The organism is Streptomyces sp. NPDC127097 (genome assembly GCF_042724075.1).
Lineage (GTDB): Bacteria > Actinomycetota > Actinomycetes > Streptomycetales > Streptomycetaceae > Streptomyces.
In genome coordinates this window covers 23,379-37,361 of sequence record NZ_JBHXFI010000066.1, presented here as the reverse complement: position 1 = coordinate 37,361, position 13,983 = coordinate 23,379, and the positions used below count along the sequence as shown (strand labels likewise).

Below are 13,983 nucleotides of genomic sequence, written 5' to 3'. Positions count from 1 at the left end.
CGGGACGCGGGGCGCCGGGGGCGCCCGGCTGCCCCGTCGACGGGCCGGCGGGCGCACGCCCCGCGGGCCCTTCGACGTGCGGAGTGCCGGATGAGGGGAATGTTCTGAGCCGGGCCGGCACGGAGCCCGGCGGCGTGCTCAGAACTTGCGCGCGGCGCGCCTGAGATCGTATTCGTGGACGATTGCCTTGGCGTGGCCGTAGGCGAGGTTGTGCTCGCCGCGGAGCCAGCTGACCTTCTCATCGAAGCGGAAGAGGGCGGGGCCCTCGTCAACGGTACGGAGCCAGTCGGAGATTTCCCGGCCGGTGCAGTGCGGGATACGGGAGAGCATGTTCCGGTGGGTCTCTTCGGAGAAGAGCTGAGACATCGGCGCCTCCGGACGCGGTCGATGCTGGTTCTTCAGGCCACCGTGCCTGAGCGTTCGGGCGTTGGCAACCACCCGGGAGTGGCGCATAGGCTCACGACGTGCTTGACGTGACCCCCTTGCAGACCGCCGTGGACGCCCTCGCCGACCGCCTCCGAGCGCTGCCCCAGAGCAGGCTCGACCAGGGCGCCGCGGCCGAAGCGCTCGCACTGGCGCGGCAGTTGGCGACCCGGGCGCAGCTGATCGAGCGGCCGGGGGAGCCGCCGTACGAGCTGCCGGACGCGGGGATGTTCGCGGCGGGCGACCAACTGGCGGTGGCCGGGCACGATCTTGTCGAGGCGCTGCGGGCCGCGGCGGCACACCCGGCCGACGGGACGGCGAACTCTGACGCGAAAGTGGCCCCCGCCGACGAACTGGCGGAGGCCGTGCGATGCGTGCGGGCGGTGGCGGACCGCTACTAGGGCCGGACCTTGTCGGCCGGGCCGCCGTGCGGGGTCAGAGCGAGGCGATGACACGGTCCGCGAGGATGTAGACGCTCTCCTCGCGGGTCTCGCCCCAGGAGAAGGTCAGCGCGTACGCCCCGGAGATACCGGAGCCGCCCAGCAGTACGGGGGTGCGCCCCGCGTGCAGTGCGTCGGCCACGCGCTCCGCGGTCTCGCGCTGCCCGGGGGTCAGACAGAGCGTGGTCCCGTCGGCGAAGACATAGACGTCCAGGGTGCCCAGCGGGCCGGGGCGGACGTCCGCGAGCGGGGTGGCGTCCTGCGCCAGTTCCTCCAGGCGCGCCACCGTGCGCTCATGATCACTGATCACCGGGGACGGGGAGAAGTCCGGGTGCGAGGGGTGGCGCCGGCGCGCGGCGGCCAGCTCGGCGGACTCGGTCTCCTCGACCGGCTCCAACTCCGGCGCGTCCAGGGCTTCCAGCGCCTCCATGGACTCCAGGTGATCCATCGCCTCCAGGGCGTCCGGGCCCAGCAGCGGCTCCAGACCGGCCAGATCCGCCTGACGGGGCAGGAACGGCTGGGTGTCGAGCCGGTCGGACTCCGGGCGCTCGGACGGCTCGCGCTGGTCCGCGCGGGGGTCCAGCAGCCCCTCGTCGCCGAGCCCGACGAGTCCGCCGAGCAGGGACGGGGCGTCGGCGGCGTCCCGGGCCTCCTGCGCGGCCCAGAAGGCGCGGGCCTCGGCCAGTTCGCGCTCCCGCTCCTCGGCCAGCGCGTCCGCGACGGCGGCACGTATGTCCGCGAGCGGGGTCTCGGCGGCCGGGACGGTGCGGGCGGCCGGGATGGCCGCGGCGGCCGGATGCGCCGGCTCGGCACCGTTCGCGGTGTCCTGACGGGCGGCGAGGAGCTCGGCGCGCAGCTCGGCGATCTGGCGGCGCAGACCGCGGGCGGTGTGCAGGGCGGCGGCGCCCAGCGCCACGGCGGTGGCCGCGGCCACCAGCACGACGAGGGTGTGGACGCTCATGCCGAAACCTCGCTTCGCTCGGCCCCGCATGCGCGAGGCGCGCCCCCTTCGTTGGTTCGCTCGCAGAGCTCGCTCATGCCGAAACCTCGCTTCGCTCGGCCCCGCATGCGCGAGGCGCGCCCCCTTCGTTGGTTCGCTCGCAGAGCTCGCTCACGCCGAAACCTCTCTCCGTTCGGTTCCACATGGGCGAGACGCGCACCTCTCGACCCGCTCGGGGGCGCTCGCTCATGCGTCCTCCCCACTTCGCTCGGCGGCCCTGTTCCCAGGGGCCGCGCATCGGTACTCGGACTTCCGCCGGCCGTCGGGCCGGGCGACCCCCTGGATGCGCTCGCTCGGGATCACGCCTGGTTGCGGCTCGGTCACCGGCGTACTCCCGTTAGCAGATTGTTCTCCGACTTCCTACATCAGCCTGCCGGTGGTCGGCGACCGCACCTTGTGCCCTATGTCCCGAAATGGAGGGGAGTCAGGGCGTCGTATGGGCCGGCACCCCCCTGCTGACCTGCAAGAACACTGCTCCCCCAGGGCGTTGGTCACAATCCTGGGGGAGATTGGGTCGCGATCTCGTTAACGAGTGGCGCAGGTCACGCCGTGTCGCCGCCCGTGTTCACGCGAGCGCGAAGGGTGTGCGCGGGGCGGAAGTTGGTCCGTTTTCCCGCGCACACCCCGTGGAGCGATGACGCCGCGGCTCAGCTCAGCCGCTCGTGCCCGTGGTCGCGCTCAGCTTCGCCTCCGCTGCGGGCGGAGGCCGGGCGCTCGTTCCTCGCACCCGGCCTCCACCCTTCGCTGCGGCTCAGCTCAGCCGCTCGATGACCATCGCCATGCCCTGGCCGCCGCCCACGCACATCGTCTCCAGGCCGAACTGCTTGTCGTGCCACTGGAGGGAGTTGATCAGGGTGGTGGTGATACGGGCGCCGGTCATGCCGAAGGGGTGGCCGACGGCGATCGCGCCGCCGTTGACGTTCAGCCGGTCCAGGTCGATGCCCAAGTCCCGGTAGGACGGGATGACCTGGGCGGCGAACGCCTCGTTGATCTCGACCAGGTCGATGTCGGAGACCGAGAGGCCGGCCCGGCGCAGCGCCTGCTTGCTGGCCTCGACCGGGCCGTATCCCATGATCTCGGGGGAGAGGCCGGAGACGCCGGTGGAGACGATCCGGGCCAGCGGGGTCAGGCCCAGCTCGCGCGCCTTGGTGTCGGACATGATCACCAGCGCCGCGGCGCCGTCGTTCAGCGGGCAGCAGTTGCCGGCGGTCACCAGGCCGTCGGGGCGGAAGACCGGCTTGAGGCCGGAGACGCCCTCGACGGTGACACCGGCGCGCGGGCCGTCGTCCTTGGAGACGACCGTGCCGTCGGGGAGTGTGACCGGGGTGATCTCCCGCTCCCAGAACCCGTCGTTGATCGCCTTCTCGGCGAGGTTCTGGGACCGGACGCCGAACTCGTCCATGTCCTGGCGGGTGATGCCCTTGAGGCGGGCGAGGTTCTCCGCGGTCTGGCCCATCGCGATGTACGCGTCCGGGATCAGACCGTCCTCGCGCGGGTCGTGCCAGTCGGCGCCCTCCTGCTCGGCGCGCGCCGCGGTGCGGGCCTCGGCGTCGGCGAAGAGCGGGTTGTGGGTGTCCGGCAGGCCGTCGGAGCTGCCCTTGATGCTGCGCGAGACGGTCTCGACGCCGGCCGAGATGAAGACATCGCCCTCACCGGCCTTGATGGCGTGCAGCGCCATACGGGTCGTCTGGAGCGAGGAGGAACAGTAGCGGGTGATGGTGCACCCCGGGAGGTGGTCCATCCCCATCTGGACGGCCACGATGCGGCCGAGGTTGTGGCCCTGCTCGCCGCCGGGGAGGCCGCAGCCGAGCATCAGGTCGTCGATGTCGCGCGGGTCCAGCTCGGGGACCTTGGCGAGCGCGGTCTCGATGATCTTCGCGGTCAGGTCGTCCGGCCGCAGGCCCTTCAGTGAGCCCTTGAAGGCGCGGCCGATCGGGGAGCGGGCGGCTGAGACGATCACGGCTTCGGGCATCACACGGCTCCAGGTGCGCGGGAAAAGGGCGGACTGTGAGGGAAGTTACCTGCACGTACTGCTGAGGTCACGGGGTGCGTGCTGTGATGCGGGCCTCTTTTCTAAGCGGGCGCTTATGGGAACGGGGCGGGGCCGCCGGGTATTCCCGGACGGCCCCGACCCGTTCCGTTCGCGCGCCGCTCAGCGCCGCTCCGGCGCCCGCTCTCTCACGGGGTGACGGACGACGGCCCGGCCGGCTCCGCCGTGGGCAGCTGACGGCGTCTGCGGTGCTTGAGCAGCGCCCAGGGGGCGCGGGAGGCGGTGACCTCGGTGCCGCCCTCGGAAGCCGCCTCGGCGGCCGCCTGCTCGACCGGCAGGATGCCCTCGCCACGGGCCGGCTCGGGGCGCTCCTCCTCCAGCCACAGACCGAGCGAGGCGCACAGCGTCGGCAGCACGGCCATCGCGGCGGTGGCATAGCCCTCGGCCGACGGGTGGTAGTTGTCCGGCCCGAACAGCTCCCGCGGCCGCGCCTCGAACTCGGGGCCGAGCAGATCGCCGAGGGAGACCGTACGGCCGCCGCTCTCGATCACGCCGATGGTCTGGGCGGCGGCCAGCTGCCGGGAGAGCCGCCGGGCCACCCAGCGCAGCGGCTGATAGACCGGCTCGACGCTGCCCAGATCCGGGCAGGTGCCGACGACCACCTCGCAGCCCGCCGCGCGCAGCCTGCGCACCGCCTCGGCGAGATGGCGTACGGACTCTGCGGGCGCCATCCGGTGGGTGACGTCATTGGCGCCGATCATGATGACGCAGACGTCCGGGATCTCGGTGTCCGCCGCCAGCATCAGCTCGACCTGGCGCGCCAGGTCGTCGGACTGCGCGCCGGGCAGCGCCACATTGCGGAAGTCGACCGGCAGCTCGGAGAGCGCGGCCAGCCCGGAGGCGAGCAGGGCGCCCGGTGTCTGGGAGGCGCGGTGCACCCCCTGGCCCGCGGCGGTGGAGTCGCCGAGGAAGCCCAGGCGCAGCGGCGGGCGGTCGGTGCGGTGGCCGAAGGCGGCGCCGTAGCGGCCGTCGGCGCACGGCGGGATGTCGCTGGAGCCGCCCACCGTCCGGCGGGCCAGCCGCACCTCGGTCAGCAGCACCCCGACGGCGGCGACGCCGAGCAGCCCGACCCCGCCGCCGCCGAACGCGGCAGCGGTGGCGATCCGCCGGGCCACTCGCGCCCTGGACATCGTCATCGGCATGGGCCGGGCACCTCCCCGTACAGTGCGGGCGCGCCGCGGCCCGGGGCCGGACGCGCTCTTGAAACGGCAAGAACTCCTACAACAGGGTGTTGCCCGTTCCCGCACGGAACGCAACGCCTGGTTCCTCTAACGGACCCGGGCAATAGGCTGGCCGTACGGGCGCAGGAGAGCGTGCCCCTGACCGCGGAGACCACCGTGCAGTTTTACGATTCGATGATTGAGCTGGTCGGCAACACCCCGCTCGTGCGGCTCAACAACGTCACTCGAGGGATCCAGGCCACCGTCCTGGCGAAGGTCGAGTACTTCAACCCCGGCGGGTCGGTCAAGGACCGGATCGCCGTCCGGATGATCGAGGCCGCCGAGCAGTCGGGTGAGCTGAAGCCCGGCGGCACCATCGTCGAGCCCACCTCCGGCAACACCGGTGTGGGCCTGGCGATCGTCGCCCAGCAAAAGGGTTACAAGTGCATCTTCGTCTGCCCGGACAAGGTGTCCACGGACAAGATCAATGTGCTGCGGGCCTACGGAGCCGAGGTGGTGGTCTGCCCGACCGCCGTGGACCCCGAGCACCCGGACTCGTACTACAACGTCTCGGACCGGCTGGTCCGTGAGACGCCCGGCGCCTGGAAGCCCGACCAGTACAGCAACCCGAACAACCCGCGCTCCCACTACGAGACCACCGGTCCCGAGCTGTGGGCGCAGACCGAGGGGCGGCTCACCCACTTCGTGGCGGGTGTCGGCACCGGCGGCACGATCAGCGGCACCGGCCGTTATCTGAAGGAAGCCAGCGAGGGCCGGGTCAAGGTCATCGGCGCGGACCCGGAGGGCTCGGTCTACAGCGGCGGCTCCGGGCGCCCGTATCTGATCGAGGGCGTCGGCGAGGACTTCTGGCCGACCGCCTACGACCGCACGGTCGCGGACGAGATCGTGGCGGTCTCGGACAAGGACGCCTTCCAGATGACCCGGCGGCTGGCCAAGGAGGAGGGCCTGCTGGTCGGCGGCTCCTGCGGGATGGCCGTGGTGGGTGCGCTGGAGGTCGCCGCGAAGCTCGGCCCGGACGATGTGGTCGTCGTGCTGCTGCCGGACAGCGGCCGCGGCTACCTTTCCAAGATCTTCAACGATGAGTGGATGGCCGACTACGGCTTCCTGGAGGAGGGCGGCGCCGCCGCCCGCGTCGGCGAGGTGCTCCAGCACAAGGAGGGCGCGCTGCCCTCGCTGGTGCACATGCACCCGGAGGAGACCGTCGGCGAGGCGATCGAGGTGCTGCGCGAGTACGGCGTCTCGCAGATGCCGATCGTGAAGCCGGGCGCCGGGCACCCCGATGTGATGGCCGCCGAGGTTGTCGGCTCGGTCGTCGAGCGGGAGCTGCTGGACGCGCTGTTCACCCAGCGCGCCTCGCTGACCGATCCGCTGGAGAAGCACATGTGCCCGCCGCTGCCGCAGGTCGGCTCGGGCGAGCCGGTCGCCGATCTGATGGCGGTGCTGGAGACGGCGGACGCCGCGATCGTCCTCGTCGAGGGCAAGCCGAAGGGCGTGGTGAGCCGGCAGGACCTGCTGGCCTATCTGGCGCGCGAGGCCGGCAAGTAGCAGGAGGTCCCGGCGGCCGTCCCCCGCGGCGGGCGCCGGGCACCCCGGCCGCGGACGGTCCCGGGCACCCGTCACGGCGTCAAGTGGCCGTCAGGAAACGGGCCGCCGCCGCAAAGTGAACGTATGCGTCATGTGCCGGCAGCACGCACTTAACACACGGCGGGCAGAGTGCAGGTGTACGGCGAAACGGAACTCCGGAGCGGCTCCCGGACCTCCACTCTCGCCGCCCGGACGCGACGGCCGGCCCTGACCCGGACGCGCGTCCCTTGCGGGGACCGCCGTCGTCCCGCCCCCGGCTCCGGCCGGGGTGCGGCGGTCCCCGCAACATCTCCCGGCCCGCTTCCCGGAGCCTCAGTCCCGCGCGCCGTCGCGACGGTCCGTACGCGCCCGCAGCGCGGGCCACCGGATCACGCCGTGCACGGCGTTGACGCCGACGATGCCGGCCCAGGTCACCAGCAGGCCCGGCAGCCCGGTGTTCACCGCCGCGACCGTGGACAGCGGGATGGCCAGCACCAGCGAGAAGGCGGCGACCCCGAACCGCTCCCAGAACTCCCGGCCGGGGCCCGCGGGGCGGGGCGGCAGGGTGCCGCGTGCCACCTGGATCTGCTGCTCGGCGAGCTGCCGCCGCACTCGCCGGTCGACGTTCGCCTCCAGCTTCTCCAGGAAGGACTCCAGCAGCTCCGACTCGTACTCCGGGCCCAGTTCCTTGCGCGTCTGGAGGGTCGCGTCGAGTTCTTTCCGCAGATCGGGGTCGTGTGTCGCCATGCTGCGAGATTACGGGCCGCGGGCGGGCGGCGCGCTGGGGCTAACCCCCCGATCCGACGGGGGAGTTCTCCTCCTGGCGCGGGCCGGGCGCCACCATGCGCGCGGTGTCGCGACGGGCGGCGAGCCAGTACAGGACGGCCGGTACGGCCAGTCCGACGAGCCAGGAGACGTCGGCGCCGCCGAGCGGTGCCACCAGCGGGCCGGTGTAGAAGTGCGTGGCCAGGAACGGCAGCTGGGCGAGCACCCCGAGGACATAGACCGTCAGGGCCCGGACGTTCCAGGCGCCGTAGCGGCCGGCCGGGTCGCTGAGCGCCGGGATGTCGTAACGCTCCTTGGAGATCAGGTAGTAGTCGACGAGGTTGATCGCCGACCAGGGCGTGAAGAACGTCAGCAGGAAGAGCAGGAAGTCCTTGAAGGACGTCAGGAAGGAGTCCTTGCCCAGGAGCGCGACGGCGGTGCCGGCCACCATGATCCCGGCGATGTACGCGGAGCGGCCGCGGGGCGACAGGGTGCGCTGTCCGCGGAAGCCGCTGACGCTGGTGACCAGCGACATGAAGCCGCCGTAGGTGTTGAGGATGTTGATGGTGAGCTTGCCGAGGGCGATGACGAAGTAGAGGAACGAGGCGATGAGTCCGGCGCCGCCCAGGCCGACGATGTAGCCGACCTCGTGGCCCACGAACGCGGCCGGTGCCGCGGCGGCCGCCAGCGCGCCGAACGTCATCGACCACTGCGAGCCGAGCACCGAGCCGGACAGCGTCCACCAGAAGGTGGCGCGCGCCGAGGTGTGCCGCGGGAGGTAGCGCGAGTAGTCGGCGACGTACGGGCCGAACGCCAGCTGCCAGGAGGCCGAGAGCGAGACGGCGAGCAGGAAGACCGGCAGCCCGAAGCGGTGGTCGGCGAGGAGCGCGCCGAGGTCGGCGCGCTGCACCAGCCGGATGCCGAGGTAGACGAAGGCCAGCGCGCAGACCAGGCCGGCGATCTTGCCGAGGGTGTGGATGAGGCGGTAGCCGACGGCCGCGGCGAGGGCGGTGACCGCGGCGAAGAGCACGATCCCCGGTGTCTCGCCGAGGTGGGTCAGCTCGCCGACCGCCTGCCCGGCCAGCACGCTGCCGCTGGCGAAGAAGCCGATGTACATCACGATGACCAGCGCCAGCGGGACCACCGCCCCGCGCACCCCGAACTGGGCCCGGGAGGTGATCATCTGCGGCAGTCCGAGCCGCGGCCCCTGCGCCGAGTGCAGGGCCATCACCGCCCCGCCCAGGAGGTTGCCGAGCAGCAGCCCGATCAGCGACCAGAAGGCGTTCGCCCCGAAGACGACGGCCAGGGCGCCGGTGATGACGGCGGTGATCTGGAGATTGGCGCCCAGCCAGAGGGTGAACTGGCTGACCGCGCTGCCGTGCCGTTCGTCGTCGGGGACGACGTCGATGGAGCGCCGTTCGACCACACCTGCCATGAATCCGCCTCGGGTCGTCGCCTGTATGGATTCATGCAGGATCGACGTCGATGAATGGAAGGTCAATAGGTGGGATCGATTGCCGCGGTTAATTACTGGTAACGGCCGGCCGGTTCTTTATTGGTCACGCCGGCCGGCTCAGACGGCCGCCGCCGCGCCCATCGGCCGCAGCTCATCGGCGTACGAGACCGACACCCGCCGCATCAGCCCGTCCTCGGTGATGTCGTACTGGCCCAGGCGCCACAACGGGGGCGAGTAGGCGTGCACCGACACCGCGTCGTCGGTCGCCCCGGTGAGGCGGTGGATGTGGTCCGGCCCGAAGCAGAACGAGGAGCCCGCGCCGACCGCGGTGGCCGGATGCGCGCCGCCGATCCGCGGGTTGGACTCGGTCAGGACGCCCTGAACGACATGCACCGCCCCCGAGGAGAGGTCGTGGTCGTGCCAGCCGGTGTCGTTCTGCCGGGTCCAGCAGAGTAGCCAGACGTCCACGAACTCATCGCGGTACAGCGAGGCGTAGTGCCGCTCGGTGTCGGAGAAGGCGACCTGCTCGCGCCACAGCTCCGGGCGCGCGGCGAGCTCGTCGACCAGGGCCTGGAGCTCGCGCTTGTCGAGGTTGCGCGCGGGCAGTGCGGTGAACGGCTGCTCGCCGTCGGGGACCTCACGGGCGGTGTCGGCCTGGGAGGTGGTGTCCGTCATGGGCGGGCTCCTTTCGTCGGGCCCAGCAGGCGGGCCGGGTTGGTGTGGCGCAGGGCGTGGACGGCGGCGTCCGCGCCGAGGTCGGGGAGGACGGGGGCGGCGTACGGGCGGTCGCTGCCGCTGACCACCACATCGATGCCGACGGTCCGTACGAGGGCGTCCACCGCACGGGTCCCGTAGGAGGAGGTCTCGTAGAAGGCGCGGCAGTCCACCCGGCCGCGGTCCCGGCCGCCGCCGCGGGCGACCAGCCGCTCCCCGTGCAGCGGCGCCAGGCCGGCCAGCGCGGCGAAGCAGACCCGCAGCTCCGGGTGGCGCGGCCGGCCGAAGGCGCGGAAGGCGAACCAGGAGGCGTGCAGCTGCTGGACGTACGGGACCAGGGCGGGCCACCAGGCGGGCGCGCCGGGCTCGGCGGCCGGGGACGCGCCGGGGTGCACGAACAGCGGTTTGTCCTGCTCGGCGAGGACCTCCAGCAGCGGGGCGCAGCGGGCCCAGCCGGCGGCGTCGAGGAGCGCGGTGGCGGGGAGCTGGAGGCCCACGCAGCCGCGCGCCAGCTCGCGCCGCAGCGCCGCGGTGTCCGGCTCGGGGGCGGAGAGGCAGACCGAGGCCCAGACGCCGAAGGGGGCGGGCAGCTCCAGCGCGCCGTCGTGGAACGCGGTGAGCAGCGGGGCGGCCTCCGTGGGCGGCAGGTATTCGATGCCGAGCGGACTGGAGAGCGAGACCAGGGCGAGGTCCAGGCCGTCGGCGCGGGCGAGCCGGGCGCGGGCCGCGATGCCGTGGTCGGCGGGGTCGACGGCGTACGGCGGCTCACCGGGCAGGTGCAGCGTCCAGCCGTCGAGCCGGGGCGGCGCGGTGCGGGACCGCAGCAGGGCGAGGAACTGGGGCGGCCAGATGTGCTGGTGGACGTCGGTGGCCACGGGCCTCCCTCCGGGACGGCGCGGTCGGGCGGGTGGACTGGTGGGCTGGCGGACTGGTGGACGGGATGGCGGACGGGCGGACGGACGGCCGGGCGGGCGGCGCACGCGGGGCGGCTCGCCGGACCGGCCCCTGAACCGTTTCACTTAACCGTTTAACTGATGCGTTTAAGTGAAACGGTTAACAGCTTCCGCTGTCAAGGGAGTGCCCGAGCCGCCGGAGCCGTGCACCCCACCGGGAAGACCGCATCGAGGCCGGGTGCGCCGCCCTCCTTGGGTAGGCTTCCGGACATGGCCAGGCCCAATAAGCGCACCACCCTCCGCGAGGTGGCCGAGGCCACCGGACTCTCCACCGCCGCCGTCTCCTACGCACTGCGCGGCAAGCATGTCTCCAAGGAGACCGAGGAGCGGGTGCGCAAGGCCGCCGCCGAGCTCGGCTACGAGGCCGACCCGATCGCCCGCGCGCTCGCCAGCGGCCGTACGAGCACCGTCGGGGTGCTCGCCGGTGACCTCCAGGACCTGTGGCAGCAGCAGCTGATGGCGGCCATAGGGCGCGAGCTGCTGGCCGGTGACCGCTATGCGCTGATCCTCGACGCGGGCGGCGACCCCGAGCGCGAACTCGCCCTCGCCAAGCAGCTGCGCGACCAGCGGGTGGACGGTCTGCTGGTCTCGCCCGTCGACCCCTCCGCCGAGGGCTGGTCGAAGATCGCCGACGCGGTGCCGGTGGTCTCCATCGGCGACGCGCTGAGCCGGGCCCGTACGGCGGGCGAGGTCCTCTTCGACAACCGCGCGGGCATCGACGCCGTCCTCGACTACCTCCGCGGGCTGGGCCACCGCCGGGTCACCGTGCTGACCCCCACCGGCCCCTCCACCCCCGACCGCCCCGCCGACGTCTATGTCCGCGAGGCCGCCGACCGTCTCGGTATCGAGGCCGAAGTCCTGCCCTGCCCCCAGGAGTTGGACGCGGCGACCGCGATGGCCCGCCGGGTCCTGGCCAACAGTCCCGACGGCCGCCGCCCGGCCGGTGCGCTCGCCCCGCCCACCGCCGTCTTCTGCTTCTCCGACTCCATCGCCTACGGCGTCTACGCGGCCGCCGCCGAGGCATCCCTGACCGTCGGCCGCGACCTCTCCGTCGTCGGCTTCGACGACCACCCCGTCTCCCGGGTCCTCACCCCGCCCCTGACCACCGTCGACTGGGGCCTGGCCGAGATCGCCAAGGAGGCCGCCCGGCTCGCCGTCGCCGCCATCGAGGGCCGCCGCGTCCGCCGCAAGCGCATCCTCTGCGCCCCTCGCCTCTCGGAACGGGGGTCGGCGGCGGAGCCGGGGCGGGGGTGAGGGTGCGGGCTGGGCGCCCGATTCGCGTGCTGTCATGACCGGCCGGGCGGACCCCCGGGGGCGACGGCCCCGCCCCCGGCTGCACAGCGGCGGGCCGGGGAGCAGACTGGTGCCGGGCGCTCCGGTACGGTCGGGGCGTGTGTACCGGTGGTCGGCCGATGGGCGGATGGGCGGGTCCTCGATGAAGCGGTCCTCGACGAGTGAAGCCGCGGTGAGTGCAGCCGCCGCGGGCGACGAAGCCGCTGCGGAGGGCCGGGGCGTGCCGCAAGCGGAGCCGGTGGACCGGCTGGAGGCGCACCGTACCGAACTGACCGGCTACTGCTACCGGATGCTGGGGTCGGCGTTCGAGGCCGAGGACGCCGTGCAGGAGACCATGGTGCGGGCCTGGCGGAGCTACGACCGGTTCGAGGGGCGCTCCTCGCTGCGGTCCTGGCTCTACCGCATCGCCACGAATGTCTGCCTGGACCTGCTCAAGGGCAGTCAGCGCAGGGCCCGGCCGATGGATCTCGCCTCCCCGTCGAGCGTGGACGGCCCGATCGGTACGGGGCTGCCCGAGACGACCTGGATCGGGCCCGTTCCGGACGAGCGGGTGCTGGCGTCCGCCGGGGATCCGGCGGAGACCGCCGTCGCCCGGGAGTCGATCCGGCTCGCCTTCGTCTCCGCGCTCCAGCGGCTGGCGCCCCGGCAGCGGGCGGTGCTGATCCTGCGGGAGGTGCTCAGCTGGTCGGCGAGCGAGGTCGCGGAGCTGCTGGGCAGCTCGGTCGCCTCGGTCAACAGCGCGCTGCAGCGGGCCCGGGCCACCCTCGCCGCGTCGGGTGACCGAGCCGCCGACGAGCCGCCGCCGCTGGACGACGCCCAGCAGGCGCTGCTGCGGCGCTATGTCGACGCCTTCGAGCGGTTCGACATGGACGCGCTCACCGCCGTGCTGCACGAGGACTCCACGCTGTCCATGCCGCCGTACGCGCTGTGGCTGCGCGGCCGCACCGACATCCTGAAGTGGCTGCGCGGGCCGGGCGAGGGCTGCGAGGGGTCACATCTGGTGCCGGTCCGGGCGAACGGCCGGCCGGCGTTCGGGCAGTACCGCGCGGACGGTGCGCCCTGGGCGATCCAGGTCATCGAGACGGCGGACGGCCGGGTCACCGCGCTCCAGTCCTTCCTGGACACCGAGCGGCTGTTCCCGCTGTTCGGGCTTCCGCTCCGCTACGGCGGCGACGCGATCAGCCCAGCTTCCGCTTCTTGAGCCACTCCTCGGCCACCCGGTCCGGGTCCTGCTTCTCCTTGTCGACGAGGCGGTTGAGCTCGGTGAGGTCGGCGGTGGTGAGCGTGTTGCCCAGACGGGCCAGTGCCTTGCGGATCTTTGAGTCGGCCTTGCGGGCGGCGATCAGCGGGACGATGTGCTGGGCCGGGATGAGGTGCTTGGGGTCCTGGAGCAGCACCCAGCCGTTCTCCGCGGTGTCGACGTCGGTGGTGAAGACATTGGCGATATCGATGTCGCCCTTCTTCAGGGCGCCCTTGACCAGCGGACCGGACGAGTCCAGCGCCTTGAACTCCTTGAATTCCACGCCGTACTGCTCCTTGAGGCCGACGACCCCGACGACCCGCTTCTTCATCTCCGCGGCCGCGCCGAAGACCAGCTTGCCGTTGACCTTGCGCAGATCGGCGAGCGTCTTCAGTCCGTAGTGGTCGGCGGTCTCGCGGGTGACGGCGAAGCTGTCGCGGTCCTCGGCGGCGGCGTACGGGAGGACTTCGAGGCCGTTGGGCAATACGGTGGCCAGCGCGTTCTGCATCGCGCCGGCCTCGGTCTCGGTGGCCTTCTTGTCGAGGTAGAGCAGCAGGCTGCCCTGGTATTCGGGGAGCAGATCGATATCGCCGGAGCGCAGTGCGGGGACCACGATCTCGCGGGAGCCGAGGTTGGGCTTGACGGTGGTCTTGACCCCGGCGGCGTTCAGCACGCCCGCGTAGAGGTAGCCGAGGATCTGGTTCTCGGTGAAGTTGGCGGTGCCGATGGTCAGTCCGCCGCTGCTGCTGCCGCTGTCGCCGCCGACGCCGTCCCCCTTGAGGGAGGTGATGCCGGAGGAGCAGGCGGCCAGCAGCGGGGCCGAGGCGCCGGCGAGGAGCGTGGTCAGGACGGTACGACGGTTCATGGGCGGGACTCCTCGGGACGTACGGAGGGGACGGGGGCGG

Annotated in this window: 13 protein-coding genes; 4 read left to right on the top strand and 9 right to left on the bottom strand. The window is 72.6% G+C overall.

All coding sequences use genetic code 11. From position 1 onward, the window contains the following. Positions 1 to 138: 138 nt before the first annotated feature. A complete protein-coding gene (locus ACFWJW_RS32855) occupies positions 139 to 366 on the bottom strand; it encodes a DUF4287 domain-containing protein (protein WP_042156435.1) in 228 nt (75 codons plus the stop codon). Between the two features lie 98 nt (positions 367 to 464). Here ACFWJW_RS32855 and ACFWJW_RS32850 point away from each other — a divergent pair, with 98 nt between their 5' ends. Continuing rightward, positions 465 to 824 (top strand): hypothetical protein, encoded by a 360-nt coding sequence (locus ACFWJW_RS32850; RefSeq protein ID WP_387247996.1) that lies wholly within the window; start codon positions 465 to 467, stop codon positions 822 to 824. Between the two features lie 34 nt (positions 825 to 858). Here ACFWJW_RS32850 and ACFWJW_RS32845 read toward each other — a convergent pair whose 3' ends face one another. From ACFWJW_RS32845 to ACFWJW_RS32835, 3 genes are all read right to left on the bottom strand, one after another. Further along, entirely contained in the window at positions 859 to 1,824 is a 966-nt protein-coding gene (locus tag ACFWJW_RS32845) for a hypothetical protein (RefSeq protein WP_387247994.1), read from the bottom strand. Positions 1,825 to 2,614: 790 nt separating this feature from the next. Next, the gene (locus ACFWJW_RS32840; RefSeq protein WP_387247992.1) at positions 2,615 to 3,835 is read right to left on the bottom strand and encodes an acetyl-CoA C-acetyltransferase; all 1,221 of its coding nucleotides are present in this window, start codon (positions 3,833 to 3,835) and stop codon (positions 2,615 to 2,617) included. A 206-nt stretch (positions 3,836 to 4,041) separates the two neighbouring features. Further along, positions 4,042 to 5,055, bottom strand: a complete 1,014-nt coding sequence (locus ACFWJW_RS32835) for an SGNH/GDSL hydrolase family protein (RefSeq protein WP_387247990.1) — start codon at positions 5,053 to 5,055, stop codon at positions 4,042 to 4,044. Between the two features lie 195 nt (positions 5,056 to 5,250). Between ACFWJW_RS32835 and ACFWJW_RS32830 the strand changes: the two genes are divergently transcribed. Next, positions 5,251 to 6,639, top strand: a complete 1,389-nt coding sequence (locus ACFWJW_RS32830; RefSeq protein WP_387247988.1) for a cystathionine beta-synthase — start codon at positions 5,251 to 5,253, stop codon at positions 6,637 to 6,639. A 351-nt stretch (positions 6,640 to 6,990) separates the two neighbouring features. Here ACFWJW_RS32830 and ACFWJW_RS32825 read toward each other — a convergent pair whose 3' ends face one another. The 4 genes from ACFWJW_RS32825 to ACFWJW_RS32810 all read right to left on the bottom strand — a co-directional run bounded on the left by ACFWJW_RS32825 (position 6,991) and on the right by ACFWJW_RS32810 (position 10,467). After that, a complete protein-coding gene (locus tag ACFWJW_RS32825) occupies positions 6,991 to 7,404 on the bottom strand; it encodes a hypothetical protein (protein WP_387247986.1) in 414 nt (137 codons plus the stop codon). 40 nt (positions 7,405 to 7,444) lie between these two features. Continuing rightward, entirely contained in the window at positions 7,445 to 8,857 is a 1,413-nt protein-coding gene (locus ACFWJW_RS32820; RefSeq protein ID WP_387247985.1) for a purine-cytosine permease family protein, read from the bottom strand. 138 nt (positions 8,858 to 8,995) lie between these two features. Further along, on the bottom strand, positions 8,996 to 9,553 hold the full coding sequence (locus ACFWJW_RS32815; RefSeq protein ID WP_387247983.1) for a cysteine dioxygenase: 558 nt from the start codon (positions 9,551 to 9,553) through the stop codon (positions 8,996 to 8,998). Then, positions 9,550 to 10,467 (bottom strand): amidohydrolase family protein, encoded by a 918-nt coding sequence (locus ACFWJW_RS32810; protein ID WP_387247981.1) that lies wholly within the window; start codon positions 10,465 to 10,467, stop codon positions 9,550 to 9,552. Before ACFWJW_RS32810 ends, ACFWJW_RS32815 begins: the two co-directional genes overlap by 4 nt. Positions 10,468 to 10,755: 288 nt before the next feature. On the opposite strand from ACFWJW_RS32810, the gene ACFWJW_RS32805 reads away from it, so the two are divergent. Together ACFWJW_RS32805 and ACFWJW_RS32800 are read left to right on the top strand one after the other, a co-directional pair. Beyond that, complete coding sequence (locus ACFWJW_RS32805) at positions 10,756 to 11,799, top strand: LacI family DNA-binding transcriptional regulator (RefSeq protein ID WP_387247979.1); 1,044 nt, start codon at positions 10,756 to 10,758, stop codon at positions 11,797 to 11,799. Positions 11,800 to 11,980: 181 nt separating this feature from the next. Then, a complete protein-coding gene (locus ACFWJW_RS32800; protein WP_387248006.1) occupies positions 11,981 to 13,039 on the top strand; it encodes a sigma-70 family RNA polymerase sigma factor in 1,059 nt (352 codons plus the stop codon). On the opposite strand, the gene ACFWJW_RS32795 is transcribed toward ACFWJW_RS32800, so the two are convergent. Beyond that, positions 13,017 to 13,943 carry an ABC transporter substrate-binding protein gene (locus tag ACFWJW_RS32795; RefSeq protein ID WP_387247977.1) on the bottom strand — a complete coding sequence of 309 codons (927 nt, stop codon included), beginning with the start codon at positions 13,941 to 13,943 and terminating at the stop codon, positions 13,017 to 13,019. The genes ACFWJW_RS32800 and ACFWJW_RS32795 overlap by 23 nt on opposite strands. Positions 13,944 to 13,983: the final 40 nt, after the last annotated feature.

Coding starts and splice junctions, on each gene's coding strand:
- ACFWJW_RS32855 (WP_042156435.1), bottom strand. CDS start 366: ATGTCTCAGCTCTTCTCCGAAGAGACCCACCGGAACATGCTCTCCCGT.
- ACFWJW_RS32845 (WP_387247994.1), bottom strand. CDS start 1,824: ATGAGCGTCCACACCCTCGTCGTGCTGGTGGCCGCGGCCACCGCCGTG.
- ACFWJW_RS32840 (WP_387247992.1), bottom strand. CDS start 3,835: ATGCCCGAAGCCGTGATCGTCTCAGCCGCCCGCTCCCCGATCGGCCGC.
- ACFWJW_RS32835 (WP_387247990.1), bottom strand. CDS start 5,055: ATGCCGATGACGATGTCCAGGGCGCGAGTGGCCCGGCGGATCGCCACC.
- ACFWJW_RS32825 (WP_387247986.1), bottom strand. CDS start 7,404: ATGGCGACACACGACCCCGATCTGCGGAAAGAACTCGACGCGACCCTC.
- ACFWJW_RS32820 (WP_387247985.1), bottom strand. CDS start 8,857: ATGGCAGGTGTGGTCGAACGGCGCTCCATCGACGTCGTCCCCGACGAC.
- ACFWJW_RS32815 (WP_387247983.1), bottom strand. CDS start 9,553: ATGACGGACACCACCTCCCAGGCCGACACCGCCCGTGAGGTCCCCGAC.
- ACFWJW_RS32805 (WP_387247979.1), top strand. CDS start 10,756: ATGGCCAGGCCCAATAAGCGCACCACCCTCCGCGAGGTGGCCGAGGCC.
- ACFWJW_RS32800 (WP_387248006.1), top strand. CDS start 11,981: ATGAAGCGGTCCTCGACGAGTGAAGCCGCGGTGAGTGCAGCCGCCGCG.
- ACFWJW_RS32795 (WP_387247977.1), bottom strand. CDS start 13,943: ATGAACCGTCGTACCGTCCTGACCACGCTCCTCGCCGGCGCCTCGGCC.